The organism is Streptomyces sp. NBC_00727 (assembly GCF_045161745.1).
In the GTDB taxonomy this organism is placed as follows: domain Bacteria; phylum Actinomycetota; class Actinomycetes; order Streptomycetales; family Streptomycetaceae; genus Streptomyces.
In genome coordinates this window covers 1,943,604-1,968,874 of sequence record NZ_CP108981.1, presented here as the reverse complement: position 1 = coordinate 1,968,874, position 25,271 = coordinate 1,943,604, and the positions used below count along the sequence as shown (strand labels likewise).

Annotated in this window: 24 protein-coding genes and 1 pseudogene; 10 read left to right on the top strand and 15 right to left on the bottom strand. The window is 72.8% G+C overall.

Going from position 1 to position 25,271, the window contains the following annotated elements:
* The first annotated feature begins 49 nt into the window (after positions 1 to 49).
* The 4 genes from OG242_RS08800 to OG242_RS08785 all read left to right on the top strand — a co-directional run bounded on the left by OG242_RS08800 (position 50) and on the right by OG242_RS08785 (position 4,475).
* The gene (locus OG242_RS08800) at positions 50 to 607 is read left to right on the top strand and encodes a MauE/DoxX family redox-associated membrane protein (protein ID WP_405897609.1); all 558 of its coding nucleotides are present in this window, start codon (positions 50 to 52) and stop codon (positions 605 to 607) included.
* A 74-nt stretch (positions 608 to 681) separates the two neighbouring features.
* Complete coding sequence (locus tag OG242_RS08795; protein WP_405897608.1) at positions 682 to 1,215, top strand: TlpA family protein disulfide reductase; 534 nt, start codon at positions 682 to 684, stop codon at positions 1,213 to 1,215.
* A 4-nt stretch (positions 1,216 to 1,219) separates the two neighbouring features.
* Positions 1,220 to 3,115, top strand: a complete 1,896-nt coding sequence (locus OG242_RS08790) for an ABC transporter ATP-binding protein (protein WP_405897607.1) — start codon at positions 1,220 to 1,222, stop codon at positions 3,113 to 3,115.
* Positions 3,116 to 3,182: 67 nt separating this feature from the next.
* A complete protein-coding gene (locus tag OG242_RS08785) occupies positions 3,183 to 4,475 on the top strand; it encodes an MFS transporter (RefSeq protein WP_405897606.1) in 1,293 nt (430 codons plus the stop codon).
* A gap of 6 nt (positions 4,476 to 4,481) precedes the next feature.
* Here the strand turns inward: OG242_RS08785 and OG242_RS08780 are convergent, their stop codons facing one another.
* The 4 genes from OG242_RS08780 to OG242_RS08765 form a co-directional block, all read right to left on the bottom strand.
* On the bottom strand, positions 4,482 to 5,279 hold the full coding sequence (locus OG242_RS08780) for a VOC family protein (protein ID WP_405897605.1): 798 nt from the start codon (positions 5,277 to 5,279) through the stop codon (positions 4,482 to 4,484).
* Between the two features lie 54 nt (positions 5,280 to 5,333).
* On the bottom strand, positions 5,334 to 6,689 hold the full coding sequence (locus tag OG242_RS08775) for a carboxyl transferase domain-containing protein (RefSeq protein WP_405897604.1): 1,356 nt from the start codon (positions 6,687 to 6,689) through the stop codon (positions 5,334 to 5,336).
* Complete coding sequence (locus OG242_RS08770) at positions 6,682 to 8,139, bottom strand: acyl-CoA synthetase (RefSeq protein WP_405897603.1); 1,458 nt, start codon at positions 8,137 to 8,139, stop codon at positions 6,682 to 6,684. Before OG242_RS08770 ends, OG242_RS08775 begins: the two co-directional genes overlap by 8 nt.
* A 94-nt stretch (positions 8,140 to 8,233) precedes the next feature.
* A complete protein-coding gene (locus tag OG242_RS08765) occupies positions 8,234 to 9,445 on the bottom strand; it encodes a nitrate/nitrite transporter (RefSeq protein ID WP_405897602.1) in 1,212 nt (403 codons plus the stop codon).
* A 105-nt stretch (positions 9,446 to 9,550) separates the two neighbouring features.
* Between OG242_RS08765 and OG242_RS08760 the strand changes: the two genes are divergently transcribed.
* Positions 9,551 to 9,982, top strand: a complete 432-nt coding sequence (locus tag OG242_RS08760; RefSeq protein ID WP_093708939.1) for an Lrp/AsnC family transcriptional regulator — start codon at positions 9,551 to 9,553, stop codon at positions 9,980 to 9,982.
* A gap of 9 nt (positions 9,983 to 9,991) precedes the next feature.
* Here the strand turns inward: OG242_RS08760 and OG242_RS08755 are convergent, their stop codons facing one another.
* The 4 genes and pseudogenes from OG242_RS08755 to OG242_RS08740 all read right to left on the bottom strand — a co-directional run bounded on the left by OG242_RS08755 (position 9,992) and on the right by OG242_RS08740 (position 14,030).
* Positions 9,992 to 11,575 carry a GAF domain-containing sensor histidine kinase gene (locus OG242_RS08755; protein WP_405897601.1) on the bottom strand — a complete coding sequence of 528 codons (1,584 nt, stop codon included), beginning with the start codon at positions 11,573 to 11,575 and terminating at the stop codon, positions 9,992 to 9,994.
* A gap of 21 nt (positions 11,576 to 11,596) precedes the next feature.
* Positions 11,597 to 12,634 (bottom strand): rod shape-determining protein, encoded by a 1,038-nt coding sequence (locus OG242_RS08750; RefSeq protein WP_405897600.1) that lies wholly within the window; start codon positions 12,632 to 12,634, stop codon positions 11,597 to 11,599.
* Between the two features lie 529 nt (positions 12,635 to 13,163).
* Positions 13,164 to 13,588: pseudogene (locus OG242_RS08745) on the bottom strand (hypothetical protein).
* Positions 13,589 to 13,604: 16 nt separating this feature from the next.
* Positions 13,605 to 14,030: a MarR family winged helix-turn-helix transcriptional regulator gene (locus OG242_RS08740; protein ID WP_405897599.1), complete on the bottom strand. Its 426-nt coding sequence runs from the start codon at positions 14,028 to 14,030 to the stop codon at positions 13,605 to 13,607.
* A 119-nt stretch (positions 14,031 to 14,149) separates the two neighbouring features.
* Here OG242_RS08740 and OG242_RS08735 point away from each other — a divergent pair, with 119 nt between their 5' ends.
* The 3 genes from OG242_RS08735 (at position 14,150) to OG242_RS08725 (ending at position 16,525) form a co-directional block, all read left to right on the top strand.
* Complete coding sequence (locus OG242_RS08735; protein WP_405897598.1) at positions 14,150 to 15,169, top strand: NADP-dependent oxidoreductase; 1,020 nt, start codon at positions 14,150 to 14,152, stop codon at positions 15,167 to 15,169.
* An 88-nt stretch (positions 15,170 to 15,257) separates the two neighbouring features.
* The gene (locus tag OG242_RS08730) at positions 15,258 to 15,686 is read left to right on the top strand and encodes an organic hydroperoxide resistance protein (RefSeq protein ID WP_405897597.1); all 429 of its coding nucleotides are present in this window, start codon (positions 15,258 to 15,260) and stop codon (positions 15,684 to 15,686) included.
* Between the two features lie 53 nt (positions 15,687 to 15,739).
* Entirely contained in the window at positions 15,740 to 16,525 is a 786-nt protein-coding gene (locus OG242_RS08725; RefSeq protein WP_405897596.1) for an EI24 domain-containing protein, read from the top strand.
* A gap of 2 nt (positions 16,526 to 16,527) precedes the next feature.
* Here OG242_RS08725 and OG242_RS08720 read toward each other — a convergent pair whose 3' ends face one another.
* Complete coding sequence (locus OG242_RS08720) at positions 16,528 to 17,526, bottom strand: aldose epimerase family protein (RefSeq protein ID WP_405897595.1); 999 nt, start codon at positions 17,524 to 17,526, stop codon at positions 16,528 to 16,530.
* 11 nt (positions 17,527 to 17,537) lie between these two features.
* On the bottom strand, positions 17,538 to 18,455 hold the full coding sequence (locus tag OG242_RS08715) for an SGNH/GDSL hydrolase family protein (protein ID WP_405897594.1): 918 nt from the start codon (positions 18,453 to 18,455) through the stop codon (positions 17,538 to 17,540).
* A gap of 277 nt (positions 18,456 to 18,732) precedes the next feature.
* On the opposite strand from OG242_RS08715, the gene OG242_RS08710 reads away from it, so the two are divergent.
* Positions 18,733 to 19,227 carry a DUF3145 domain-containing protein gene (locus OG242_RS08710; RefSeq protein ID WP_164643353.1) on the top strand — a complete coding sequence of 165 codons (495 nt, stop codon included), beginning with the start codon at positions 18,733 to 18,735 and terminating at the stop codon, positions 19,225 to 19,227.
* A gap of 157 nt (positions 19,228 to 19,384) precedes the next feature.
* On the opposite strand, the gene fabF is transcribed toward OG242_RS08710, so the two are convergent.
* The 5 genes from fabF to OG242_RS08685 all read right to left on the bottom strand — a co-directional run bounded on the left by fabF (position 19,385) and on the right by OG242_RS08685 (position 24,447).
* Complete coding sequence (gene fabF, locus OG242_RS08705; protein WP_405897593.1) at positions 19,385 to 20,647, bottom strand: beta-ketoacyl-ACP synthase II; 1,263 nt, start codon at positions 20,645 to 20,647, stop codon at positions 19,385 to 19,387.
* A 77-nt stretch (positions 20,648 to 20,724) separates the two neighbouring features.
* Entirely contained in the window at positions 20,725 to 20,973 is a 249-nt protein-coding gene (locus OG242_RS08700; protein WP_018518371.1) for an acyl carrier protein, read from the bottom strand.
* A gap of 225 nt (positions 20,974 to 21,198) precedes the next feature.
* Positions 21,199 to 22,230, bottom strand: coding sequence for a ketoacyl-ACP synthase III (locus OG242_RS08695; RefSeq protein WP_405897592.1), 1,032 nt, complete (start codon positions 22,228 to 22,230; stop codon positions 21,199 to 21,201).
* Positions 22,231 to 22,243: 13 nt separating this feature from the next.
* Positions 22,244 to 23,158 carry an ACP S-malonyltransferase gene (locus OG242_RS08690; protein ID WP_405901556.1) on the bottom strand — a complete coding sequence of 305 codons (915 nt, stop codon included), beginning with the start codon at positions 23,156 to 23,158 and terminating at the stop codon, positions 22,244 to 22,246.
* Positions 23,159 to 23,247: 89 nt separating this feature from the next.
* Positions 23,248 to 24,447 (bottom strand): helix-turn-helix domain-containing protein, encoded by a 1,200-nt coding sequence (locus tag OG242_RS08685; RefSeq protein WP_328900051.1) that lies wholly within the window; start codon positions 24,445 to 24,447, stop codon positions 23,248 to 23,250.
* Positions 24,448 to 24,557: 110 nt separating this feature from the next.
* On the opposite strand from OG242_RS08685, the gene OG242_RS08680 reads away from it, so the two are divergent.
* Entirely contained in the window at positions 24,558 to 25,217 is a 660-nt protein-coding gene (locus OG242_RS08680) for a pirin family protein (protein WP_405897591.1), read from the top strand.
* Positions 25,218 to 25,271: the final 54 nt, after the last annotated feature.

The following is a 25,271-nucleotide window of genomic DNA, read 5'->3' as shown; positions in this document are numbered from 1 at the left end:
ATTCGCCCCCCACGCGCCTTCGACAGTATCCGGCGCGAACGGAGGCATCGTGTCAGCCGTGTGGTACTGGACGCAGCTGGAGGCCCGCCTGGTCCTGGCCGTGGTCTTCGCGCTCTCCGCCGCGGCCAAGGTCCGGTCCCCGCGGGCGTACGGGGAGTTCCGCGCAGCCGCGGTGGCTCTCGGGGGCCCGCTCGCTGCCAGGGTGACCGCCTTCGGGCCGTCGTCGGCGCTCCTGACGGCGGTGCCGGCCGCCGAAGCCGTGCTGGCCGTGCTGCTGGTCGCGCCGGCCACCGCCGTCACGGCCCTCGTGGGAGCGCTCGCCCTGCTGCTGGTCTTCAGCCTTGTGCTGGCCCGGGCCGTGCGGCGGGGGGCACAGGTGGCCTGCCACTGCTTCGGCAGCTCCCGCGCACCCGTCCGCGGGGCACAACTCCTGCGCAACGGACTGCTTATGGCGATGGCCTGCCTGGGTCTGGCCGGTACGTACGCGGACGGCACGGTCCGCCACCCAGCCCCGGCCCTGCTGGTCGCCCTCGGGGCCGCGGCAGCGCTCAGCTGGGTGGTCGTCCTGTGGGACGACCTCACGGAGCTGCTGGCGGGGCCGGCCTGATGGATGCCTCGCCTCCGCGCGCCCCCTGACGTCGCCCTCGACCGTTCCGCGCCCTTCCGGAGGAGATTCCCGCCATGACTGTCCTGACGGCCGCTGTCGTCGTACTCGGTCTGCTCTGCCTGCTCAACCTCGCCGTGAGCACCGCGGTGATACGCCGGCTCCGCCTCCTCGGCGTGCGCATGGACCCTGCCCCGGGAGCCGGTCCGGCGATCGGCGGTCCCGTGCCCGCCTTCGACGTCGTGGCCGATGACGGCACCTCGCTGGACCCGGACTTCCTGCGCGGGCGGCACACCTTGGTCGCGTTCCTCTCCACGACCTGCTCGGCCTGTGTGGCCGATGCGCCGAAACTGGCCCTGCGCGCGGCCGAGTTGGATGCATCCGGGACGCGGGTGCTCGTGGTGCTGCTGGACGACGGCGAGGACGCACGGGGCCTGCGCAGGCTGCTCTCGCCCGTCGGGACGCTGCTCACCGGCGAGAACGCGCTCGCGTTCATGACCGCCTGGCGGGTCGAAGCGACCCCGACCTACTGGCTGACGGGCGAGGACGGCACCCTCGCCGCGGAGCTCCAGGATCTTGACTCGCTGCCGCTGCCCCTGTGGGCGGACTGACACCTTGACCGCCCACGACCGCGCGTCCTCCGCTCCTTCCGCCTTCCGGCTGCTCCGCGGCGCCTGCCTGCTGTATCTGCGTGCCGCACCCGGCCCGGCCGTGCTTCTGCTCCTCACCGCCCTGCTGTCCGGCGCCGCGCCCGTGGTCACCGCCTGGGCGGCCAAGGCGATCCTGGACCAGCTGGGACGCCACACGGGCCCGCCGCTCTGGGTGTCCGTCACCGTCCTCGCGGTCACCGGGGGAGCGGTCGCGATCGCGACGCAGGCAGCACAGTACGGCGACAGGGAGGCGGACCGGCTGGTCACCCTCCACACGCAGACCCAACTCTTCAGCGCGGTCAGCCGCGCGCAAGGGCTCGCCGAGCTGGAGGACCCCGCGTTCCGGGACCGTCTGCAACTCGCCGGACAGGCCAGCCAGACCAGCCCGCAGCTGGTGGCCGGCACGGTGCTCGGCACGGTGCAGAGCATGCTGACCGTCGGCGGATTCGTCGCCGTCCTGTGGGCCTTCTCCCCGCTCATCGCCTTCCTGGTGCTCTCCGCCACCGTCCCGGCGCTCTACGCCCAAGCGAAGCTGGGCCGCCGGCGAAGCGACATGGCGCAGCTCGTCACGCCCTTCATCCGGCGCCAGATGTTCCACGCGGCCCTGCTGACCGATGTGCGGGCCGCGAAGGAGATCCGCCTGTACGGGCTCGGCCGGTTCTTCCGGGAACGGATGCTCGGCGACCTCCGCTCGGCTCAGGCGGGTGACCGCCGCGTGGACCGGACCGTCCTCCGGGTCGAGTCCGCCCTCGCCCTGATGTCGGCAGGTCTTGCCGGGGTCTCGATCGCCCTCGCCGTGCACCTGATCGATACCGGGCGGGGGAGCATCGGGCAGCTGGCGGTCGTCACCGCGGCACTCGCCACCGTCCAGCTGACCATCTCCTCACTGACCGGGGTCTACGGCACCATCAGCCAGGCCCTCACACTCTTCGGCCACTACAGCGAGCTGGTCGCTCCGAGCCCGGCACCGGCCGGTGAGCTGTGCGAGGCGCAGCCCCTCACCGGAGGCGTCGCTCTTCGCGATGTCTGGTTCCGCTACCACCCCGGCCATGAATGGGTCCTGCGCGGAGTGGACCTGGAGATCCGCCCCGGCGAGTCCGTGGCGCTCGTGGGCCTGAACGGCGCGGGCAAGTCCACGCTCGTCAAACTCATCGCCGGTCTCTACCGGCCGACGCGGGGCGAGGTCACCTGGAACGGCACCGACCTGTCGGCCGTCGACCTGACCTCGCTGCGCCGCCGCATCGGCGTGGTGTTCCAGGACTTCATGGCGTACGACATGTCCGCCGCCGACAACATCGCCATCGGCGACCTCGGCGCGGCGGGGGACCGGCCGAGGCTGCGCGGCGCGGCCGAGCGGGCCGGCATCGACGCTGTCCTCCACGGACTGCCCCATGGATACGACACCTGGCTCAGCCGGACGCACCTGCCCGAGCCCGCCTCGACCACCACGGTGCCGCGCCGCGGGCGCCGACGCCTGTCACGCTCCGCACCCCCGGACGTGGACCCGGCTCCGGACCGGACCGGGGTGCTCCTGTCCGGAGGTCAGTGGCAGCGCGTCGCCCTGGCCAGGGCACTTCTGCGGACCGACGCCGACCTCCTGATCCTCGACGAGCCCTCTTCCGGTCTCGACCCGGTCGCCGAGCGCGAGATCCACCTCCGACTCCGGGAACACCGGCAGGGCCGGAGCAGCCTGCTCATCTCCCACCGGCTCAACACCGTCCGCGATGCGGACCGGATCCTGGTCCTGGAGCAGGGCCGGGTGGTGGAGGAAGGCACGCACTCCGCCCTTCTCGACCTGGACGGAGAATACGCGCGCATGTTCCGCTCGCAGGCGGACGGCTATCAGCCGGCGGACGGCTAGGGCTCCGCCACGCCATCGACCACTTACCGGCGCATACGGCGCCGGTAAGTGGTCGATACCATTCCGCGTGACCGAATCCCTGACCGATGCCGCCGATGGCTCCGACGAGCCGGCGGCTCGTGGGCGAATATTCGCCGATCTGACCCCCTTGCGGACCTCGCCCGACTACCGGCGGCTCTGGTTCGGGAACACGGTGTCCTGGACCGGGCAGGGGATGACGGCACTCGCGGTCTCGTTGCAGGTGTACGACCTGACCGGTTCGGCGTTCTCCGTGGGGCTCATCGGGGCGTGTTCGCTGGTGCCGCTCGTGGTGTTCGGACTGTACGGCGGGGCCGTCGCGGACACCGTGGACCGGCGGAAGCTGGGGCTGGCCAGTGCGTTCGGGTCGTTCCTGCTGTCGGTGCTGCTCGTCGGGGTCACCGTCGCCGGGGTCGAGCAGGTGGGGGTGCTGTACGGGGTCGTCGCGCTCCAGGCGGTCTGCTTCGCGCTGAACTCGCCCGCCCGGTCCTCGATGATCGCCCGGCTGCTGCCGGCCGAGCAGCTGCCCGCCGCCAACGCGCTGAACTCGATGACCAGCACCACCGGCACCCTCGTCGGGCCCATGCTCGGCGGGCTCATCGTCGGCTGGTGGGGGTACCGCGCCGCGTACGGGGTCGACGCCGTCACCTTCACCGCGTCCCTCTACGCCATGTGGCGGCTGCCCTCGATGCTGCCCGAGCGGGGCGAGGAGGATGCCGGAAGCAGGAAACGGGCTTCCGTGCTCGACGGGCTGCGGTTCCTCGGGACCCGGCCCAATCTGCGGATGACGTTCCTCAGCGACATGTGCGCGATGGTGCTCGCCCAGCCCCGCGCGCTCTTCCCCGTCGTCGCCGTCCTCTGGTACGGGGGCGACGCGAAGACCACCGGGCTGCTCGTCGCCGCACCGGCGCTCGGGGCGCTGCTCGGCGGGGTGTTCTCCGGGTGGCTGGGGAGCGTGCGGCGCCACGGGCTCGCGGTGCTGGTCGCCGTCGGGTGCTGGGGCGCGGCCGTCGCGGTCTTCGGGCTCACCCGGCAGCTCTGGCTCGGGCTCGTGTTCCTGGCGCTCGCCGGGGCTGCCGACACCACGTCCATGGTCTTCCGGAACACCATGCTCCAGGCCGCCGTCCCGGACGAGCTGCGCGGACGGCTCCAGGGCGTCTTCATCGTGGTGGTGGCCGGCGGGCCCCGGCTGGGCGACTTCCTCGCCGGGTCCGCCGCCGGCCTGACCTCCCCGGGTCTCGCCGTCACCGGGGGAGGGATCGCCTGCGTGGTCGCGGTGGCGCTGCTCGCGCTGCGCTGGCCCGCCTTCGCCCGGTACGACGCGCGCCACCCCGAGGCGTAGGGCCGGCTACGACACCCGCTCCAGCTTCGGCATCTCGCCGCCCGTAGTGCCGTTGTCGATCAGCGAGAACGGCGAGCCCTGCGGGTCCGTCAGCGCCGCGAACCTGCCGAACGGGATGGTCATCGGGCCGAACCGCAGCGTCGCGCCCAGGGACTTCGCCTTCTCCACCGCCGCGTCGCAGTCGTCCACCGTGAAGTACACGTTCATGTACGGCGGCACCTCCGGCGGGAACTCCTCCGTCATCCTCATGCGCCCCAGGACCGGGTCGGCGCCCAGGTCGTAGAGCGTGAAGTCGACCCCGTCGTCCGTCATGCGCTGCACTCCGTACCCGAAGACCTCGGAGAAGAAGGCGTCCGCCCGCTCCGGGGCACGGGTGAAGACCTCGGCCCAGTTGAAGGCGCCCGGGACGGTCCGAGCCTCGAAGCCCTTGTGCGTGCCGGGCTGCCATACGCCGAAGGTCACCCCGCCCGGGTCGGCGGCCAGCACCATCGTGCCGAACTCGCCGACCCGCATGGGCTCCACCAGGAGCGTGCCGCCGGCGCCGCGGATCTTCGACGCGGTGGCCTCCGCGTCCGGCGAGGCCAGGTACAGGCACCAGCCGACCGGCATCTGCCCGGGCCCCGGCGGCATCAGCGCGGCGACCGCCTTGCCGTCCACGTACGCCTGTGTGTAGTTGCCGTACTCCGGCAGCGTGTCGCCGAACGTCCAGCCCAGCAGCTCACCGTAGAAGCGTTTCGCGCCCTCCGGATCGGTGAACGTCGCGTCGGCCCAGCACGGTGTGCCCTCGGTCGCTTCTGCGGGCATCGTCGGTCATCTCCTCGGGTGAGGCGCGGCCCCCTTGTTCAAGCTAGCCACCCTTCACGCCCCCCGCCCGTCGGCGCGGTGCCCGGTCACCGAGCGGGCCACGCCCAGGTCCACCAGGTCCTGCGGGCGCAGCCGCAGCTGGCCGGCCGTGGCCCGGACCTGGTCCGGGGAACGCTTCAGGATCGCGGCAGCGAGCTCGGGGGCGATGACCGAGAAGTAGCTGTCCGGGGTGACGTGTGTGCTGCCCGGCGCGGCCAGGGCCAGCGCCCCGCCCGAACCGCCCTCGCCGATCACCAGGGTCGTGACCGGGACCCGGGCCGCCGCGATCGCCGCGAAGGCGTCCGCGATGGCCGCACCGGCACCGGCCCGTTCCGCCTCCGCGTCGTTGGCCGCGCCCGGGGTGTCCACCAGCGTGAGGACCGGGACGCCCAGCCGGTCGGCGAGCCGGATCACCCGGGCCGCCGTGCGGTAGCCGGCCGGGCGGGTCGCGGTGCCGCACTGCGCCACGTACGCCACCGCACGCCCCTCGCGCACCCCGAACCCGCAGAGCAGCCCGGGGTCCGTGCCGCCGCAGCGGTCGCCGCTCAGCGGGAGGCGCGCGTCGAAGTAGTCGTCCAGATAGGCCCCGGCGCGCGGCCGGTCCGCCGCCCTGGCCCGGAGCACCGCGTCCCAGCCCGTCTCCGGCAGGCCGGTCGCCCCGAGGGCCGCCGGGACCGGGGCGGGGGAGGGCGGGGTGGCGTGGTGGGCGAGCAGGCCGAGCCAGCGCCCGACCGTGGCCGGCAGGTCCCGGGGCGCCACGACCGCGTCGACCGAACCGGCCGCGAGCTGGCCCTCGGCCCCGTACGCGGCGGGGTCGGCGTCGGCCGGACGCACCCGCGACCCGGCGAACCCGATCTGCGCCCCCGGCAGCGCCAGGATCACATCCGCGCCCGCGCCCAGGGTGGCCCAGCCGCCCCCGGTCGTCGGGTCGCGCAGGACCGCGAGCTGCGCGGGTCCCGCCGCCCGCAGCCGGGCCGACGCGCGGGCGACCCGCTGGAGCTGGGTCAGCGCGATCATGCCCTCCTGCATCCGGCTGCCACCCGTGGCGATCAGCGAGACCAGCGGCAGCCCCCGGGTCATGGCCTCCTCGTACGCCGCCTCCAGCCGGTCCCCGGTGCGCTGCCCCAGCGAGCCGCCCAGGAAGCCGAACTCGAAGGAGAGCACGACGCAGGGGTGCCCGCCGACCGTGGCGGTGCCGTGGACGACGGACTCCCGCTCGCCGGTACGGGCGGTGGCCCGGGCCCGTGAGTCCGCGTAGCCGGTCCAGCCGAGCGGGCCGTCACCGTCGGTGTCCCCGGCGGGGGCGGGCAGCTCCGTGAAGTCGGCGGTGAGCGCGGCGATCGCCTCGCGTGCCGTCAGCCGCTCAGCCATGGAGCGCCCGCTTCATGATCTTGCCCAGGTCGTTGCGCGGCAGCGCGTCCAGGTAGCGGACGGTGCGCGGGCGCTTGTGCGGGGCGAGCTGGGCGGCGACGTGGTCCGCCAGCTCCTCGGCGGTGGGCGGGGCGGCGGGGTCGGCCGGCACCACCCAGGCCACGATCCGCTCGCCGAGGTCCGCGTCGGGTTCGCCGGTGACGGCAGCCTCCCGCACGCCGGGGTGGTCGAGCAGCGCGTTCTCGATCTCGCCGGCGCCGATCTTGTAGCCGCCGCTCTTGATCAGGTCCGTGGCCTTGCGGCCGACGATGCGTACATAGCCGTCCGGGTCGAGCGTGGCCATGTCGCCCGTCCGGAACCAGCCGTCGGCGGTGAGCGCGGCGGCCGTCGCGTCGGGCCGGTTGAGGTAGCCGGTGAACAGGTTCGGGCCGCGCACCTGGATCTCGCCGATCGCGTCCGCGCCGGTGAGCGGGGAGCCGTCCTCCTCGACCAGGCGCAGCTCCACCCCGCGCAGGGGCGGGCCGACCGTGCCGGGGCGCGGAGCCCCGTCGGCCCGTACGCCCGTGTTCATCAGGGTCTCCGTCATGCCGTACCGCTCGATGACCCGGCGGCCGGTCGCCGCCGCGATGCGCTCGTGGTCGTGGACCGGCAGCGCGGCCGACCCGGAGACCAGCAGCCGGGCGCCCGCGAGCGCCTTGGCCAGCCCGGCCGACGCGTCCGGGTCCGCCAGCGCCTCCGCGAGCCGGTGGTACATGGTCGGTACGCCGAACAGCATCGTGCCGCCCGAGGCCAGCTCCCGGGTCACGCCCTCGGGCGAGAACCGGCCCAGGTGGCGCACGGAACCGCCCCGGCGCAGGGGGCCCAGCACGCCCAGGATCAGCCCGTGCACATGGAACAGGGGCAGGGCGTGGACGAGGACGTCGCCGGCGGTCCACTGCCAGGCGTCCTCCAGCGCGTCCAGCGACGCGGCGAGCGCCCGGCGGGGGAGGACGGCGCCCTTCGGCGGGCCGGTCGTGCCGGAGGTGTACACGACCAGGGCGGGGGACTCCGGGTCCGGCTCCGGGAGGGCGGCGGGCGCGGGGCCCGGTGCCGCGGTGGTGACGTCGAGGCGTTCCAGGCCGGCCAGCGCGGGCGGCAGCACGTCACCGGACGCGGCCAGCACCAGGGAGGGCGCGCTGTCCGCGACGATGTGCGCGAGCTCCCGCTCCCCGGTCTTCGGGTTCAGCGGGACGGCCGGCACCCCGGCCCGCAGCGCGGCGACCACCGCGACGACGGTCGGCGCGCTCGGCGTGGCCCAGACGGCGACCCGGACCGCGCCGGTCAGCCGGGCCGCGAGGGCGGCCGTGACATCGGCCAAGCCGGAGTAGGTGAGGGTGACGTCATCGAACCGGACGGCTTCGCGGGCGGCCGCCGGACCGGACGCGTCCTGGAGTGCGGGCAGAAGTGGCATCACCCTGCGCACCCTAGATCGACACGGAGCCCCCGGCCCTCGAAACCGGCTCGAATGAGGTCCGCCTCACGCCCCGAGGCGCGCGCCGCTGCCCTCAGCCGTCCCGCTGTGCGTTCCGCATGCGGCCGTACGCGTACACACAGCCCGCGAGCGCCAGGTCGGACAGCAGCATGAAGCCGATCGAGTACGAGTCCTTCGCGCTGTAGATCGCGCCCATCACCAGCGGCGGCACGAACCCGCCGAGTCCGCCCATCGCGCCGACGATGCCCGTCACGCTGCCCACCTTGGGCTGCGGGGTGACCTGCGAGACCAGCGCGAAGACACTGCCGCTCGCGGTGCCCAGGCCCGCCGCCATGACCAGGAGTGCGATCGTGCCCGTCGGGTCCAACCGTGGGTCGAAGGCCTGGACGATCGCCATCAGCGCCGCCACACCGAGGGCCACGGAGGTGACGAGCGCCGGGTGGACACGGTCGGAGAGCCAGCCGCCGAACGGCCGGAAGATGACGGTGACCAGGGCGAACCCGGCCGCCTTCGTACCGGCGTCGGTCGGCGACAGCTCGTACCACGTCTTCAGATACGTCGGCAGGTACACGCCGAACGCGACGATCCCGCCGAAGCCGATCGCGTACAGCGCGGACAGCTCCCAGGTGACCCGCAGCCGGCCCGCCGAGCCCAGCCGGTGCGCCAGCGAATCCGTCGGCACCTTGCGGCCCGGGTGGTCGTTGATGAGTACGGCCGACAGCGCCGCGTACACCACCAGGGCGCCCGCGACCACGAGGAACGGCAGGTTGTCGCCGTGCTTGGCGATGCGCGGGGTGAAGTAGCCGGACAGCGCGACACCGCCCATGCCCATGCCGAAGACACCGAGCGCGAGGCCGCGCTCGGCGGGCGGGAACCACGAGTTGACCAGCGGGATGCCGATCGCGAACGTCGTGCCGCCGACCCCCAGCAGGAAGCCCACGGCCAGCATCGCGCCGTACGAGTTCTTCGCCGGGATCAGCAGCAGCACCGGCAGGATCGTCAGCGCCGAGGTGAGCGGGAACATCAGCCGCGCCCCGTACTTGTCGGTCAGCGCGCCCACCGGGATGCGGCCCAGCGAGCCCACCAGCACCGGCACGGCGACCAGCAGGGACTGCTGGAAGGAGTTCAGGTCCAGGCGGTCCTTGTACTCCCCCGACATCGGAGCGATCAGGTTCCAGGCCCAGAAGGTGAGCGTGAAGCCGACCGTGGCCACGGTCAGGTTGCGATAGGCGGCGGAGCCCGGGGCCTCCGGGGCGGCGGGTGACTGCTTCACGGCTGTGTCCACACCGCCAGTCAAGGCCGGACACGGGCCGTGAGCGCGTCGGCCTGCGCCGAACGGGGGACATCGCCCGCGCTTCGCGTATGCGCTGAATCTGTGACAATTGGGACCATGGATCGTCTGGACAGGGAAATCCTCGGCGTCCTCCAGGAGGACGCCCGGATCTCGTACCGCGACCTGGGCGTACGGGTCGGACTCAGCGCCAACGCGGCGGCCGACCGGGTCAGACGGCTGCGCAAGGACGGCGTCATCCGCGGCTTCACGGTGATCGTCGACCCCGCCGCCGACACCCGCACCGGGCTCGTCGTCTTCATCGACGTGACCCTGCGGATGGACACCACCAACGAGACGTTCGAACGGGCGGTGCTGGCCCTGCCCGGCATCACCGAGCTGGTGCACGTGACGGGAGCGCACGACTACCTGGTACGCGCCACCGCCGCCGACACCGCCGCGCTCGACACCCTCCTGCGCCGCCTCAAGCGCGAGGCGGGCGTCGCCCACTCGAACACCCGCGTGGCGCTGAGGGCTGCGCCGGGGCCGTGACCCGGGCGTTCAGAGAGGGGCCTCCCAGACCACCGTGTCCGCCCGCGAACCGTCCGGCTCGTGCCCGTCGTCCGCGACCGTGAGGCGGACCGCGCCCCGCCCGTCCGCCAGGGTGGCCGTCGCGTCGACCTCCACCTCGATCGCCGAGACCCCGGTCCGCCGGTGCGCCGCCGCAAGGGAGCCCCGCAGCGCCGCGAGGAGCCGGCCGCCGACCGGTTCGGACACCAGCGCGTCCACCGCCCCGGCGAAGCGCACCGACGGCTGGAAACCGAGCACCGCCGCCGCGCCCCCGGTCTCCCGCAGCACCCGGCCGCGGAAGGTGGCGGGCGCCTCGGCGGGCGGCTGCTGGAGCGCGAAGATGGCCGTCCGCACCTCCTGGATCGTCGAGTCCAGCTCGTCGACGGCCGTACCGAGCAGCTCGCCCGTCTCCCCGGCCCCGGCCCTGCGGCGCGTCGACTCCAGCATCATCTCGGTGGCGAACAGCCGCTGGACGACCAGGTCGTGCAGGTCACGCGCGATCCGGTCGCGGTCCTCGTACACCGCCAGCCGCTCCCGGTCCTGCTGTGCGTCCGCGAGCACCAGGGCCAGCGCCGCCTGGGAGGCGAACTGGGCGGCCAGCAGCCGGTCCACGTCGGTGTACGGGCGGGCTCCGCGCCGCCGGGGCAGCGCGAGCGTCCCGATGAGCCGGCCACCGCTCTGCAGCGGCAGCATCATGCTCGGCCCGAACCGTGACCGTACGGGGGTGGTCATCCGGGGGTCGGTCGCCGAGTCGTCGATGAAGACGGCCTCACCTCCCAGCAGCTGCACCAGGACGGGCGAACCGGGCGCGATCGCCGTGCCCACGAGCCCCGCCGGGTCCTCCCGCGTCGAGGCGACGACGATCTCCATCCCGCCCTCCTCGGTGGGCTGGAGGATCACCCCGGCCGAGGCGTCGCTGAGGATGCGGGCCCGCTCGGCGACCGTCGTCAGCGCGTCGGACAGGTTCTCGCCGGTGAGCAGGGTGTTGGTGACGGCCGCCGCGCCCTCGATCCAGCGCTCCCGCTGGCGGGCGCTCTCGTAGAGGCGGGCGTTGCCGATCGCGATGCCGGCCTGCGCGGAGAGGACCTTCAGCAGCCCCGCGTCGGTCTCGGTGAAGTGCCCGGTGTCCTTCTCGGCCAGATAGATGTTGCCGAAGACCTCGTGGTGGACGCGGATCGGGGCGCCGAGGAACGAGCGCATCGGGGGATGGCCGGGCGGCATGCCGGTGGCGCGCGGATCGGCGGTCAGGTCGTCGGAGCGCAGCGGGCCCGGCGCGTCGACGAGCGCGCCGAGCATCCCCGTGTGCCCGTCGGGGAAGTCGCCGACGGCCGCCTGCTCGGCCTCGGTCATCCCGCAGACGTACAGCTCGCGGATCGTGCCGCGCCCCGGGTCGAGTACGCCCAGCGCCCCGTACCTCGCGTCGGTCAGGGCGGTCGCGGTGTCGATGATCTGCTGGAGCGTGGCCCGGAGTTCGAGGTCCGAGCCGACGCTCAGCACGGCCTCCAGGAGCCGCGGCAGCAGCGGCGACCTGGGCAGGCCGCGGTCCGGCGGTCCGCCGGGCGGCCGGTCCGTCACGGGCCCGTCCCGCCGTCGGGGTCAGCTCGCCAGCGGGTCGAGGGCCATGGGGCTGATCTCGCCCTCCAGCATGGCGCCCAGGCCCAGGATCGCGCAGGTGTCGGGCCGCTCCGCGATGTGCACCGGGACGCCGGTCGCGTCGCGCAGCATCCGGTCGAGGCCGGGCAGCAGGGCGCTTCCGCCGACCATCATGATCCCGCAGTCCGCGAGGTCGGCCACCAGGTCGGGCGGGCAGTCCCGCAGCACCTTGCCCACGCCGTCCAGGACCGCGGTGAGCGGGCGGTGGATCGCCTGCCGGATCGCGGCGGTGTCGACCTCGACGGACCGGGCGAGCCCGGTGGCCACGTCGCGGCCGTGGATCTCGGTGACCGAAGGGCCCTGCGCGGTCAGCCCGTTGCCGTTGAGCGCGAGCTGCAGGGGGCGCACGGACTGGCTCGGCAGCATCAGCTCGTGGTGCTGGCGCAGGTGCTGGATCACCGCGTGGTCGATCGCGTCGCCGCCGACCGGGAGGCGCACCGCCGTCACGATCGAGCCGAGCGAGAGCACCGCGATCTGCGTCGTCGCGGCCCCGCACACCATGATCATGGTCGCGGTCGGCTGCTCGACCGGAAGCCCGCTGCCGACGGCCGCCGCGACCAGGGTGTCCACGAGCTCCACCCGCCGGGCGCCGAGGCCGACCAGGGTCTCCACCGTGGCCCGCCGGGCGAGCGGGTCGCTGTCGTGCGGGGTGCAGGCGGCGGCGCGCAGCCAGGGCTTGCGGCGCAGCTGGCGGCGGAGCTTCTCGCCGAGCAGGTGGCGCAGCATGCGCTGGGCCATCTCGATGTCCACGACGGTCCCACCGGACACCGGACGAGCCACCCGGATGTAGTCGGGGGTGCGGCCCGTCATCTGCTCGGCGAGCGCGCCCACGGCGATCAGGGAGCCGGTACGGGTGTTGACGGCGGCGACGCTCGGCTCGTCCACGACGAGGCCGGGCCCCTTGACGTACACCCGGGTGCGGGCGGCCCCGAGGTCGACGGCGACGTGGCAACGGCGCAACTGCTCAAGGCTGACGGTCACGGCGGGTTCCTCCCGAGAGCGTTGAGGGGGACCGACGGGCAGCCGGCTCTCCTGAAAGCCTGCGCCGTTCGGGGCCCCCGCGCCCGCTGGGCTGAGCCGTAGGAGGGACCACCTGACGGCGTGTCGAGCGCGTTGCGCGCGTTGCGCGCGGGGCCTACGAACCCGACGCGTCGCCGGCGTCGGCGCGCACGACGCCGGGACCCGCGCGTATGACGCCTGGACCCGCAGGTCCAAGGTCCGCCCGGCAAAGTCCAGCCTGTCCGGCGTTGGAGGACGCTTGGACCCGTGCGTCCAACGTCCGCCCGGCAAAGTCCAGCCCGTCCGGCGTTTGAGGACGGGCGTTTGAGGACGCCTGGACCCGCAGGTCCAAGGTCCGCCCGGCAAAGTCCAGCCCGTCCGGCGTTTGAGGACGGGCGTTTGAGGACGCCTGGACCCGCAGGTCCAAGGTCCGCCCGGCAAAGTCCAGCCCGTCCGGCGTTTGAGGACGCCTGGACGGCAAGTCCCAGCCCGCCGGCGTTGGAGGCCCCCCTCAGCCCCCCGGCAACACCCGCTGCAACAACCCCCACGTGAACTCCGCGACGTACCCACCGTCCGCGCCGTCCCCGATCCCCAGCGCCCACCGCGTAGGCGCGCTCCCCTCAATCGGCCGGGCCGGCGCGAAGGCCCGGGCCACCGTGCACGACCAGGGCACCAGGTCGTCCACCGTGACCAGAACCGGCGCGGCAGCGCCCCGCGCCCGTACCAGCCACTCGTTCCACACCGCCCCGCCCGGACCAGACGCCGCGGCCTGATCCGGCCCTGGCCGGCGAGACACCCCCTCCGCATCTCCGCGAGCGTCGCGCTCAGCTCGTGCCGCGCGTCCTCCACCAGCCCCGGCTGGTGGTCCGCCATCCGGCGCAGCAGGACGAGCTGGAACTCCCGGGGGCCGAAGGCGGCGGCGTTCATGCCCCCCATCGTGCCCGCCCGCCGCTCAGGCGCCCAGCATCCGCCGCAGCAGATCCCGCAGCACCGTCCGGTCCGCGTCCGACAGCCCCGCCAGCGGCTCCCGCGCGAAGTCCAGCGCGTCGCGCAGCCGCAGCGCCGTCGCCGCCCCCCGCTCGGTGGGCGCTGCCAGCTTCACCCGGCGGTCGGCCGGATCGGGGCGCCGCTCCACCAGCCCGCGCGCCTCCAGCCGGTCCACGATCCCGGTCACGTTGGATGGTTCGCACTTCAGCTTCTGGGCGATCCGGCGCATGGGAAGCGGCTCGACGGACAGCAGTCCGAGGACCCGGGCCTGTGCGCCGGTGAGGCTGTGCGCGGCGGCGGCCTGCTCGTACTCCTCGTAGTAACGCGCCACGACGGTGCCGATGAGCTCGATGACTTCGAGGGTCAGGGGATCTGTGCGCGAGGTGGCCATGACACACAGGATACCCAGTTGCTTGACAACATGAAATATCCAGGAGCATGGTTGTTTCATGTGGTGAAGCTTTTTCGCCGCCGAGATACCGCACCCCACACCGAGGAGACCCCGAGCCCATGTCTGCAGCTCTTCCCGCGTCCGGCCGTGAATGGCACCTCGTAGCCCGTCCGCACGGCTGGCCGAAGGCCGAGGACTTCGCGCTGCGTGAGGCACCGGTCACCGCCCCCGCCGAGGGCCGGGTCCTCGTGCGCAACCTGCACTTCTCGGTCGACCCGTACATGCGCGGCCGGATGAACGACGTGAAGTCGTACACTCCGCCCTTCAAGCTCGACCACCCCATGGACGGCGGCGCCGTCGGCGAGGTCGTCGCGTCGAACGCCGAGGGCTTCGAGGTCGGCGACCACGTCCTGCACGGCCTCGGCTGGCGCGAGTACGCGAGCGTCCCCGCCAAGCACGCGGTGAAGGCCGACGCCTCGCTCGCCCCGCTCTCCGCCTACCTCGGCGTGCTCGGCATGACCGGCCTCACCGCCTACGCCGGCCTGTTCGACGTGGCGTCCTTCAAGGAGGGCGACGCGGTCTTCGTCTCCGGCGCCGCCGGCGCGGTCGGCAGCCAGGTCGGCCAGATGGCGAAGATCAAGGGCGCGTCCCGGGTCATCGGCTCCGCCGGCTCCGACGAGAAGGTCAAGCTCCTCACCGAGGAGTACGGCTTCGACGCGGCCTTCAACTACAAGAACGGCCCGGTCAAGGAGCAGCTCGCCGAGGCCGCCCCCGACGGCATCGACGTCTACTTCGACAACGTCGGCGGCGAGCACCTGGAGGCCGCGATCTCCTCGTTCAACGTGCACGGCCGCGCCACCATCTGCGGCATGATCGCCCAGTACAACGCCACCGAGCCCACCCCCGCCCCGCGCAACCTCGCGCTCGTCATCGGCAAGCGGCTGCGCCTCCAGGGCATGCTCGTCGGCGACCACGCCGGCCTCCAGCAGCAGTTCGTCCAGGAGGTGGCCGGCTGGCTGAACTCGGGCGAGCTGAAGTACCGCGAGACGGTCGTCGAGGGCATGGAGAACGGCGTCGACGCCTTCCTCGGCCTGCTGCGCGGCGAGAACACCGGGAAGATGATCGTCTCCCTCGGCTGAACCGCTCTTCCCCGCACCCGTTAGGCTCATTCCAGCCGTCGCGATCGTGGGCGCGAGTCGCGGCGAACCAGCAGGAGGAATCCTCAGCATGACCATTCAGGACATCGCAGTCGCTTACACCGCCGTCGCCACCGCCGAGAACGGCCGTGACGGCCGCGTCGCCTCGGACGACGGCAAGCTCGACGTCGTCGTCAACCCGCCGAAGGAAATGGGCGGCAGCGGCGCCGGCACCAACCCGGAGCAGCTCTTCGCCGCCGGCTACAGCGCCTGCTTCCAGGGGGCGCTGGGCGTCGTCGCCCGCCAGGAGAAGGCCGACATCTCCGGCTCCACGGTGACCGCGGCGGTCTCCATCGGCAAGACCGAGGCCGGCGGCTTCGGCCTGGAGGTCGCCATCACCGCGACCATCCCGAACGTCGACGAGGCGACCGCGCAGGCGCTCATCGAGAAGGCCCACCAGGTCTGCCCGTACTCGAACGCCACGCGCGGCAACATCAAGGTGGAGCTCGCGGTCGCCTGACCGCCCCGCCCCACTGAACCGAGCCCCGTCCCGGACCCCGCTAGGCTGACGCCATGCGTGATCTCGGGGCGGGGCTCGGTTTTCTGATCAAGGGCCAGCGCTGGGTGTTCGGCCACGGCAAGTGGTTCGGGATAGGGCTGCTGCCCGGTCTGATCACCCTCGTGCTGTACGCGGGCGCCCTCGTCGGCCTCGGCTACGGCGCCGACGACCTGGTGGCGTGGGCGACGCCGTTCGCCGACGACTGGTCCTCGCCCTGGCTCGGCCTGCTGCGCAACACGCTGACCGTGCTGGTCTTCGTCCTCGGCCTCTTCCTGGCCGTCATCACCTTCACCGCCGTGACCCTGCTCGTCGGGCAGCCCTTCTACGAGTCGCTGTCCGAGGAGGTCGACCGCACCGAGGGCGGCACGGTCCCCGAATCCGGACTGCCGCTCTGGCGGGAGCTGTGGATCTCCGCCCGCGACAGCGTGCGCATCCTGGTGCGGGTCGGGCTGTACGCGATCCTGCTCTTCGCCCTCGGTTTCGTCCCCGTCGCCGGGCAGACCGTCGTCCCCGTCATCGGCTTCTGCGTCACCGGCTACTTCCTCGCCGAGGAGCTGACCGCCGTCGCCCTCCAGCGCCGGGGCATGGTGCTCAAGGACCGTCTCGCCCTGCTGCGCGGCCACCGCATGCGGACCCTCGGCTTCGGCGTACCGCTGGGGCTGGCCTTCATGCTGCCGTTCGTCGCCGTGTTCCTCATGCCGGGCGCCGTCGCCGGGGCCACCCTGCTGGCGCGCGGCCTGGTCGGCGACGAGGAGCCGGCGGACGGCGCCGGGAAGGGCGAGACGGTCTCCGGGGACTGAGCTCAGCGCACCGAGAACCCGTACACCGTCGTCGACACGAACTCCTCGCCCGGCCGCAGCACCGTGCTCGGGAACTCCGGGCGGTTCGGCGAGTCCGGGAAGTGCTGGGTCTCCAGGGCGATCCCGGCGCACGGGCCGAACGGCCGGCCGTCGAAGTGGTCCGCCGTGTACAGCTGGAGCCCGGGCTCCGTCGTCGTGACCGTCAGGACCCGCCCCGACTCCTCGTCGTACAGCTCGGCTGCCGGAACGGCCGCGTCCGCGTCGAGCACGAAGTTGTGGTCGTACCCCTTGGTCACCGGACGGGCCTCCCGGAAGTCGAACCGGGTGCCCTCCACCGGCAGGAGTTCGCCCGTCGGCAGCGACTCCGCGTCCACCGGCGTGACCGCCCCCGCCGCGATCCGCAGCCGCTGGCCGAGCGCGCTGCCGGCATCGGCGCCCGCGAGGTTCCAGTACGTGTGGTTCGTCACGTTCAGCACGGTCGGCGCGTCCGTCACCGCCCGGTACGCGATGCGCAGCGCGCCGTCCTCGTCCAGGGTGTACGACGCCGTCAGCTCCACGCGCCCCGGGAAGCCCTCCTCGCCGTCCACCGAGACGAGGGACAGCTCCACCCCGTCCGCGATCTCCCGGGCGTCCCACACCCGCTTGTCGAAGCCGCACTCCCCACCGTGCACGTGGTTGCGGCCCTCGTTGCGCGTGAGGTGGTGGGTCCGGCCGTCCAGCTCGAAGGACGCCCCGCCGATCCGGTTCGCGTACCGCCCGACCAGCGCCCCGAAGTAGGGCCCGGCGTACTCCTGGTACGAGGCCAGGTCCGGCAGCCCGAGCGCGATCCCGGCCCGCACCCCGTCCCGGTCCGGCACCTCGGCCGACTGCACGATGCCGCCGTACGTCAGGACGCGCACCCGCGTACCGTCCCGCTCCAGCGTCCAGCGCTGCACGGCGGTGCCGTCCGCGAGGGTGCCGAAGTGTTCCGTACTCATCACCGTGTTCGAACCCGTCTGCATGATCAGCGACTTTACGCGGGCGGACGGACCGCCGTGACGTTGCGGTACGCGATCTCGGCGAGCCTGGCCTGACCGTTGCGGCCGGGGTGGAACCAGTCCCACTGGCTGAGCTGCTTGCCGGTGAACCGGTAGTCGAAAACCGCCCCGCCGTCGTACCGGCAGCGGCTGTCCTTCGCGCACACCTCGCGCAGCACCTCGTTGTACGCCACGACGCGCTTCTGCACCGCCGTGCGCCGGGCCACCGCCGCCGCGCCCATGTCGTCCGCGTCGCTCAGCATCGACTGGCAGATGCCCAGCTTCCAGATCTGCTTGCCCAGCTGGTTGGCCCGCCCCTGCGACCACAGCCGTTTCAGGTCCGGCACGCTCGACACGTACACCTGCGCCTTCGGCGCCCCGCTGCGCAGCTTGCGCATCGACGTCTCGAACGACCGCCGGAAGTCGGCCACCGGGGTCATGGTCCGCACCGAGTCCCGGCAGGCGTCGTTGGCGCCGATCATCACGGTCACCAGGTCGGGGTCCTCGTCCGCCGCCAGCGCCATCTGCTCCGGCAACTGGGCCATCCGGGCGCCCGTCACCGCGTGGTTCCAGCTGTGGTCCGCCGCCCGGGAAGCGCCGAGGAGGCGTACCGCCAGACTGCGTACGGAGCTGTCCGTACCGGTCGACCAGGAGACCTCCGGACAGTCGGCCAGCACCGAACACGCGTCGAAGCCGCGCGTGATCGAGTCCCCGACCGCGGCGATCGACGCGGGCTTCGGGTCCCAGACCGGGCCCGCCGCCGGGGACGGCCGGCGATCGGCCGACGCCGGGCCCTTCGTCGTCCCACCGGACCCCGAGTCGCAGCCCGCCAGCGCCCCGGTGCCCAGGCAGGCCAGCGCGGCCAGCCCGGCCAGTGCGGTGCGCGAGCGGTGCCGTACGGACCGATCCGGCATGGCCTGGTCTCCTCCTGTTCATGACCCGACGCCCCGCCAGGTGAAGACTGAGCGAAGAAGGGCCCCGGACCGACGGTACGTCACACCTCCGACCCCCGGGCGCGGTAGCTTTTCCCCGTCGAACCAGTGGCTCCTGCGATGCCCGGCTCCACTCGGGTGGCATCCGAACATCACACCACGTCACATACTGTCGCTTTTCCGGAGAATAACTCCCGATGCTGTTTACTGATGACAGGCCGCTGGGGAAGGCGAACCTCGTCCCACACTGGAGGTCCCGGTGACGACACGTGGAGTCCTGTACGTTCACTCCGCACCGCGCGCGCTCTGCCCACACGTCGAGTGGGCGGTGGCGGGAGTCCTCGGTGGGCGGGTGCAGCTCGACTGGATCAGACAGCCGGCCTCGCCGGGCACCTGGCGCTCCGAATTCTCCTGGCAGGCACGGCCCGGCACGGCCTCCAAGCTGGCCTCCGCGCTGCGCGGCTGGGACCTGCTCCGCTTCGAGGTGACGGCGGAGCCGTCCCCCACGGCGGAGGGCGAGCGCTACAGCTCGACGCCGGCCCTGGGCATCTTCCACGCCGTCACCGGCATGCACGGCGACATCCTGGTCCCGGAGGACCGCCTCCGCGCCGCGCTGGCCCGCTCCGCGGGCGGCGAGACGGACCTGGCGGCGGAGATCGCCAAGCTCCTCGGCAAGCCGTGGGACGACGAACTGGAGTCGTTCCGCCATGCGGGCGAGGGCGCGCCCGTCCGCTGGCTCCACCAGGTCGTGTAACCCGGGGCTCCGCCCCGGACCCCGCGCCGGGCGGCACGACCAAGCCCCTCCGGCGATTGAGGAGCGGGGGCCCGGGGGCAGAGCCCCCGAACACCACGACGAAGCCCGCACCCCCGAGGGGGCACGGGCTTCACGCGCAAGCGACGCGCTTCGCGCGTCAGACGCTGCGGAACGCCAGCACCACGTTGTGCCCGCCGAAGCCGAACGAGTTGTTGATCGCCGCGATCGGCCCCTCCGGCAGCGCCCGGGGCGCATCCCGCACGATGTCCGCGTCGACCGACTCGTCCAGGTTCTCGACGTTGATCGTGGGCGGAGCCATCCGGTGGTGCAGCGCCAGGACCGTCGCCACGGTCTCGATGCCGCCCGCGCCGCCGAGCAGGTGACCCGTCATCGACTTGGTCGCGGAGATCGCGACGTGGTCCAGGTCCTCGCCCAGCACCGCGCGCAGCGCCTTGACCTCCGCGATGTCACCCTGCGGGGTGGACGTCGCGTGGGCGTTCAGGTGGGCGATCTCCGACGGCTTCAGGTCCGTCTGGTCCAGCAGGTTCTGCATCGCCGCGGCGATACCGCGGCCCGTGGGCTCCGGCTGCGCGATGTGGTGGGCGTCGGCCGAGAGGCCCTGGCCCAGCACCTCGCAGTAGACCCGGGCGCCACGCGCCGCCGCGTGCTCCGCGGACTCCAGGACGACGACACCGGCACCCTCGCCGAGGACGAAGCCGTCACGGCCCACGTCGTACGGGCGCGAGGCCTTCTCCGGCTCGTCGTTGCTCTTGGACATCGCCATCATGTTGGCGAACGCGGCGATCGGCAGCGGGTGGATCGCCGCCTCGGTGCCGCCGGCGAGGACCACATCGGCGCGGCCGGTGCGGATCATCTCGACGGCGTACCCGATCGCCTCGGCACCCGACGCGCAGGCGGAGACCGGGGTGTGGACGCCCGCCTGGGCGTTCACCTCGATGCCCACGTTCGCGGCCGGACCGTTGGGCATGAGCATGGGCACGGTGTGCGGGGAGACGCGGCGTACGCCCTTCTCCTTCAGCACGTCGTACTGGTCGAGCAGGGTGATCACGCCACCGATGCCGGAGGCGATGACCGAACCCAGCCGCTCGGGCTGGATCGTTTCGTCCTCACCGGCCTTGCCGGTGAAGCCCGCGTCCGCCCACGCCTCGCGGGCCGCGATCAGCGCGAACTGCGCCGAGCGGTCCAGACGGCGGGCGAGCGGACGGGGCAGGACGTCAGCGGGATCGACGGCCGCCAGGGCAGCGATCCGGACAGGCAGTTCGGCGAAACGTTCGCCCTCAAGAGGCTTGACGCCGGAACGCCCGGCCATCAGGCCTTCCCAGGTCGATGCGGAATCGCCACCCAGCGGAGTGGTTGCGCCGATACCGGTGACGACCACGGTGCGATTGGTCGAGTTCACTGGAAAATCTTCTCCACGTGTAGGGGATCGTGAATCAGCGGCGCCACCGCCGGGTGGCGACACACGAACCGGCTGGATCAGGCCTGGTGCTTGAGGATGTAGTCCGCGGCGTCGCCGACGGTCTTGAGGTTCTTGACGTCCTCGTCGGGGATCTTCACGTCGAAGCGCTCCTCGGCGGCGACGACGACCTCGACCATGGACAGCGAGTCGACGTCCAGGTCGTCCGTGAAGGACTTGTCCAGCTCGACGTCCTCGGCCGGAATACCGGCGATCTCGTTGACGATGTCGGCGAGACCCTTGACGATCTCTTCCTGCGTGGCGGCCATGGCGGCGCTCCTTCGGTGTGTATCTGCTGGGTTCGGGCTTCCGGGCGAAAAGCCCGGTGTGCAGGGGGTGTCTTGCCGATCAGGGTCGGACAGGCCGCGGCGTCTGGTGCGGTGCATCGCAAGGCGCCGGAGCGTCCTCATCGCGGAGCGATTAGGGCGGTTCGGCAACGCCGCGAGGTGCCGTGCCAGACGTCGCGGACCCGGCCCTGATCGGCAAGACACCCCCTAGGGGAGAGTAACGACCGTCGCGGCGTAGACGAGACCCGCCCCGAAGCCGATGACGAGAGCGGTGTCGCCGCTCTTGGCCTGACCGGTCGCCAGGAGCCGCTCCATCGCGAGCGGGATCGAGGCGGCGGAGGTGTTGCCGGTGGTCTCCACGTCACGGGCGACCGTGACGCTCTCCGGCAGCTTCAGCGTCTTCACCATCGAGTCGATGATCCGCATGTTGGCCTGGTGCGGGATGAAGACGTCCAGGTCTTCCGGGGCGATCCCGGCCGCGTCCAGCGCCTGCTGGGCGACCTTCGCCATCTCGAAGACGGCCCAGCGGAACACCGCCTGGCCCTCCTGCGTGATGGCGGGGAACTTGATCTCGCCGCGGTCGTTGAGGGGCAGCTTCGTGACGTCGCCGACCTGGTAGTCGTTCCACGCCACGGTCTGCTTGATCGTCTCGGACTTGTCGCCCTCGGAGCCCCAGACGGTCGGGCCTATGGCGGGCACCTTGGAGGGGCCGACGATGACCGCTCCGGCGCCGTCGCCGAACAGGAACGCCGTCGCCCGGTCCGTCAGGTCGGTGAGGTCGCTCAGCCGCTCGACGCCGATGACGAGTACGTACTCCGCCGAGCCCTCGACGATCATGCCCTTGGCCAGCGTCAGCCCGTAGCCGAAGCCCGCGCAGCCGGCCGAGATGTCGAAGGCGGCGGGCTTGCCGGCGCCGACCCTGTGGGCGATCTCGGTGGCGATGGCCGGGGTCTGCTTGAAGTGCGAGACGGTGGAGACGATGACCGCGCCGATCTGCTCCGGGGCGATCCCGGCGTCGGCGATGGCCTTGCCGGACGCCTCGACGGACATCGCGGCCACGGTCTCCTCCTCGGAGGCCCAGTGGCGGGTCGCGATGCCGGAGCGGGAGCGGATCCACTCGTCGGACGAGTCGATCGTCTCCAGGATGACCTCGTTGGGCACCACCCGGGTCGGGCGGTAGCCGCCGACGCCCATGATCCGCGCGTACGGCGCGCCCTGGCTGGGCTTGATCTTCGACATGCTCTCGGGCTCCTTAGGCGCCTGCGTGCTCAGCGATGAGCGCGCGGGCCGCGTCGAGGTCGTCGGGGGTCTTGAGCGCGAGCGTCGGGATGCCGGGCAGCGCCCGCTTCGCCAGGCCGGTGAGCGTGCCGCCGGGGCAGGCCTCGATCAGCGCGGTGACGCCGAGCGCCTTGAAGGTCTCCATGCACAGGTCCCAGCGGACCGGGTTGGCGACCTGGCCGACGAGCCGGGTGATGACCTCGTGGCCGGTGGCGACGGTCTTGCCGTCCGCGTTCGAGACGTACGTCACGGACGGGTCGGAGACGTCCAGGTCCCCGGCCGCCGCGCGCAGCCGCTCGACGGCCGGAGCCATGTGGTGCGTGTGGAACGCGCCGGCCACCTTCAGGGGCACCACGCGGCGCACACCCTCCGGCTTGTCCTCGGTGAGCGCGGCGATCTGCGCGGCGGTGCCGGCGGCGACGATCTGGCCGCCCCCGTTGACGTTCGCCGGGGTCAGCCCGAGCTTCTCCAGGTGCTCCACGGTGACCTCGGGGTCGCCGCCGAGCAGCGCCGCCATGCCGGTCTCGGCGACCGCCGCGGCGTCGGCCATGGCGAGCCCGCGAGTACGTACGAAGCGGAGCGCGGCCTCGTCGCCGATGACTCCGGCGAGGGCGGCGGCGGTGATCTCACCGACACTGTGGCCCGCGACGACACCCGGCGAGGCGTCGAGCGCGGCGGCCGACAGCAGACCGGCGGCGACCAGCAGCGGCTGCGCCACCGCGGTGTCGCGGATCTCCTCCGCGTCGGCCTTGGTGCCGTAGTGGGCGAGGTCGAGCCCGATGGCGTCGGACCAGGCCGCGATGCGGTCGGTGGCACCGGGGAGGTCGAGCCAGGGAGTCAGGAAGCCGGGCGTCTGAGCGCCTTGGCCGGGAGCGACGAGTACGAGCACCCTCACACTCTCTCTTGTGAACGGTCCGGAACACCCGTGGGGACAGGGACGAAGAACCGTAGGGGGAATTGTTGATGTCCGACAAAAGTCTAGGACTGCGTATCCCGGTCGGCCAGACGCCCCAGGATGAGGGCGATTCGCAGAGTGAACGCCGAACGGACATCGGAAGGCGACCAGCCGGTGACGTCTGTCACACGTCGGAGCCGGTAGCGCACGGTGTTGGGATGCACGAACAGCATCCGGGCCGCGCCCTCCAGGCTGCTCGCCTGCTCCAGATACACACTCAGCGTCTCCAGCAGCGCGGAGCCCGCCTCTTCGAGCGGTCTGTAGATCTCCTCCACCAACTGCTCGCGCGCGGCCGGGTCACCCGCCATCGCGCGCTCCGGCAGCAGGTCGTCCGCGAGTACCGGCCGCGGCGCGTCCTGCCACGCCCCGCCCGCCTTCAGCCCGGCCGCCGCGGCCTGCGCGGACCGGGTCGCCGCCAGCAGGTCCGCCACCACCGGGCCGGCCACCACGGGGCCCGCCGCGTACGGCCCGATCAGGGCCTTCGCGACCTGGAGCGGGTTGTCGCTGCCGCCCGCGATGACGACCAGGCGGTTGCCGAGGACGCCCGTGAGGACCTGGAGCTTGGCGTGCCGGGCGGCCCGCCGGATCGCCTCCACGGTCAGCTCGCTGTCCCCGTCCGGGGCGGTGCCGAGCAGGACGCAGACGTGCTCGGGCGAGTTCCAGCCGAGCGCGGCGGCCCGGGAGACGGCGCCCTCGTCGGCCTCGCCGGAGAGCACCGCGTTGACCACGAGCGACTCCAGCCGGGCGTCCCAGGCGCCCCGGGCCTCGGCCGCCTGCGCGTACACCTGGGCGGTCGCGAACGCGATCTCGCGGGCGTAGACGAGCAGCGCCTCCCGCAGCACGGATTCGTCGCCGGGGGCGGCCACCTCGTCGATCGCGGCCTCCATGACCTCGATCGTGGTGCGCACCATCTCGACGGTCTGCCGCAGCGTGATGGCCCGGGTGAGCTCGCGCGGGGCGGTCCCGAAGACGTCGGTCGAGATCGCCTGAGGGGTCTCCGGATGCCGGAACCACTCGGTGAACGCGGCGATACCGGCCTGGGCGACCAGACCGATCCAGGACCGGTTCTCCGGGGGCATCGCCCGGTACCACGGCAGCGACTCGTCCATGCGGGCGATCGCGTTCGCGGCCAGCCGGCCGGAGGACTGCTCCAGCCGTTTCAGGGTCGCGGCATGGAGATGGGCGTCGTTCGCAGCGGGCTGCTCAGGATCGGGTCGGGGCACGGACACAAGACTGCCTTATCGGGACGGACGTACGGAGGGCCGGGGCCGGTGGCGGGCCGGTTCGGCGTCCGGCGGGGGCCCTCCGGGGGCCGACGGGCTACCGTGGACGGGTGATTTCCGTACACCGCGCGGGCGACCGGTTCGAGGGCGGGGACGGGGCGGCCGGCATCGAGTCCCGGCACTCGTTCTCCTTCGGCTCCTTCTACGACCCCGACAACCTCCGCTTCGGCCCGGTCCTCGCCTGCAACGAGGAACGTCTGGCTCCCGGCGCGGGCTTCGAGGAGCACCCGCACAGCCATACGGAAATCGTCACCTGGGTCGTCGAGGGCGAGCTGACCCACCGCGACTCGGCGGGCCATGCCACGGTGGTCCGCGCCGGCGACGTCCAGCACCTGAGCGCCGCGTCGGGCGTCCGCCACGTCGAACGCAACGACGGCGACACCCCGCTGACGTTCCTTCAGATGTGGCTCGCGCCCCTGGAGCCCGGCGGCGAGCCCTCGTACACGACCGTCCCCGGCATCGCCGACTCCACCCCGTACGCCCTCCCCGAGGCCGGCGCCATGCTGCATCTGCGACGCCTCACGGAGGGCGAGCGGGCGGCCGTCCCGGATGCCCCGCGGGCGTACGTGCATGTGGTGCGCGGCACGATACGCGTCGGCGGCGAGGAGCTGAGGGCGGGGGACGCGGCCCGGATCACCGGGGAGACGGGGCTTGAGATGGTCGGAGGCGGGGCTCCGGCCGAGGTGCTGATGTGGGAGCTGCCGGGCTGAGGGCGCGTGGTACTTCCCGCTGCCGCCCTCCTTCGCCATCGGCACCAGTCGTAC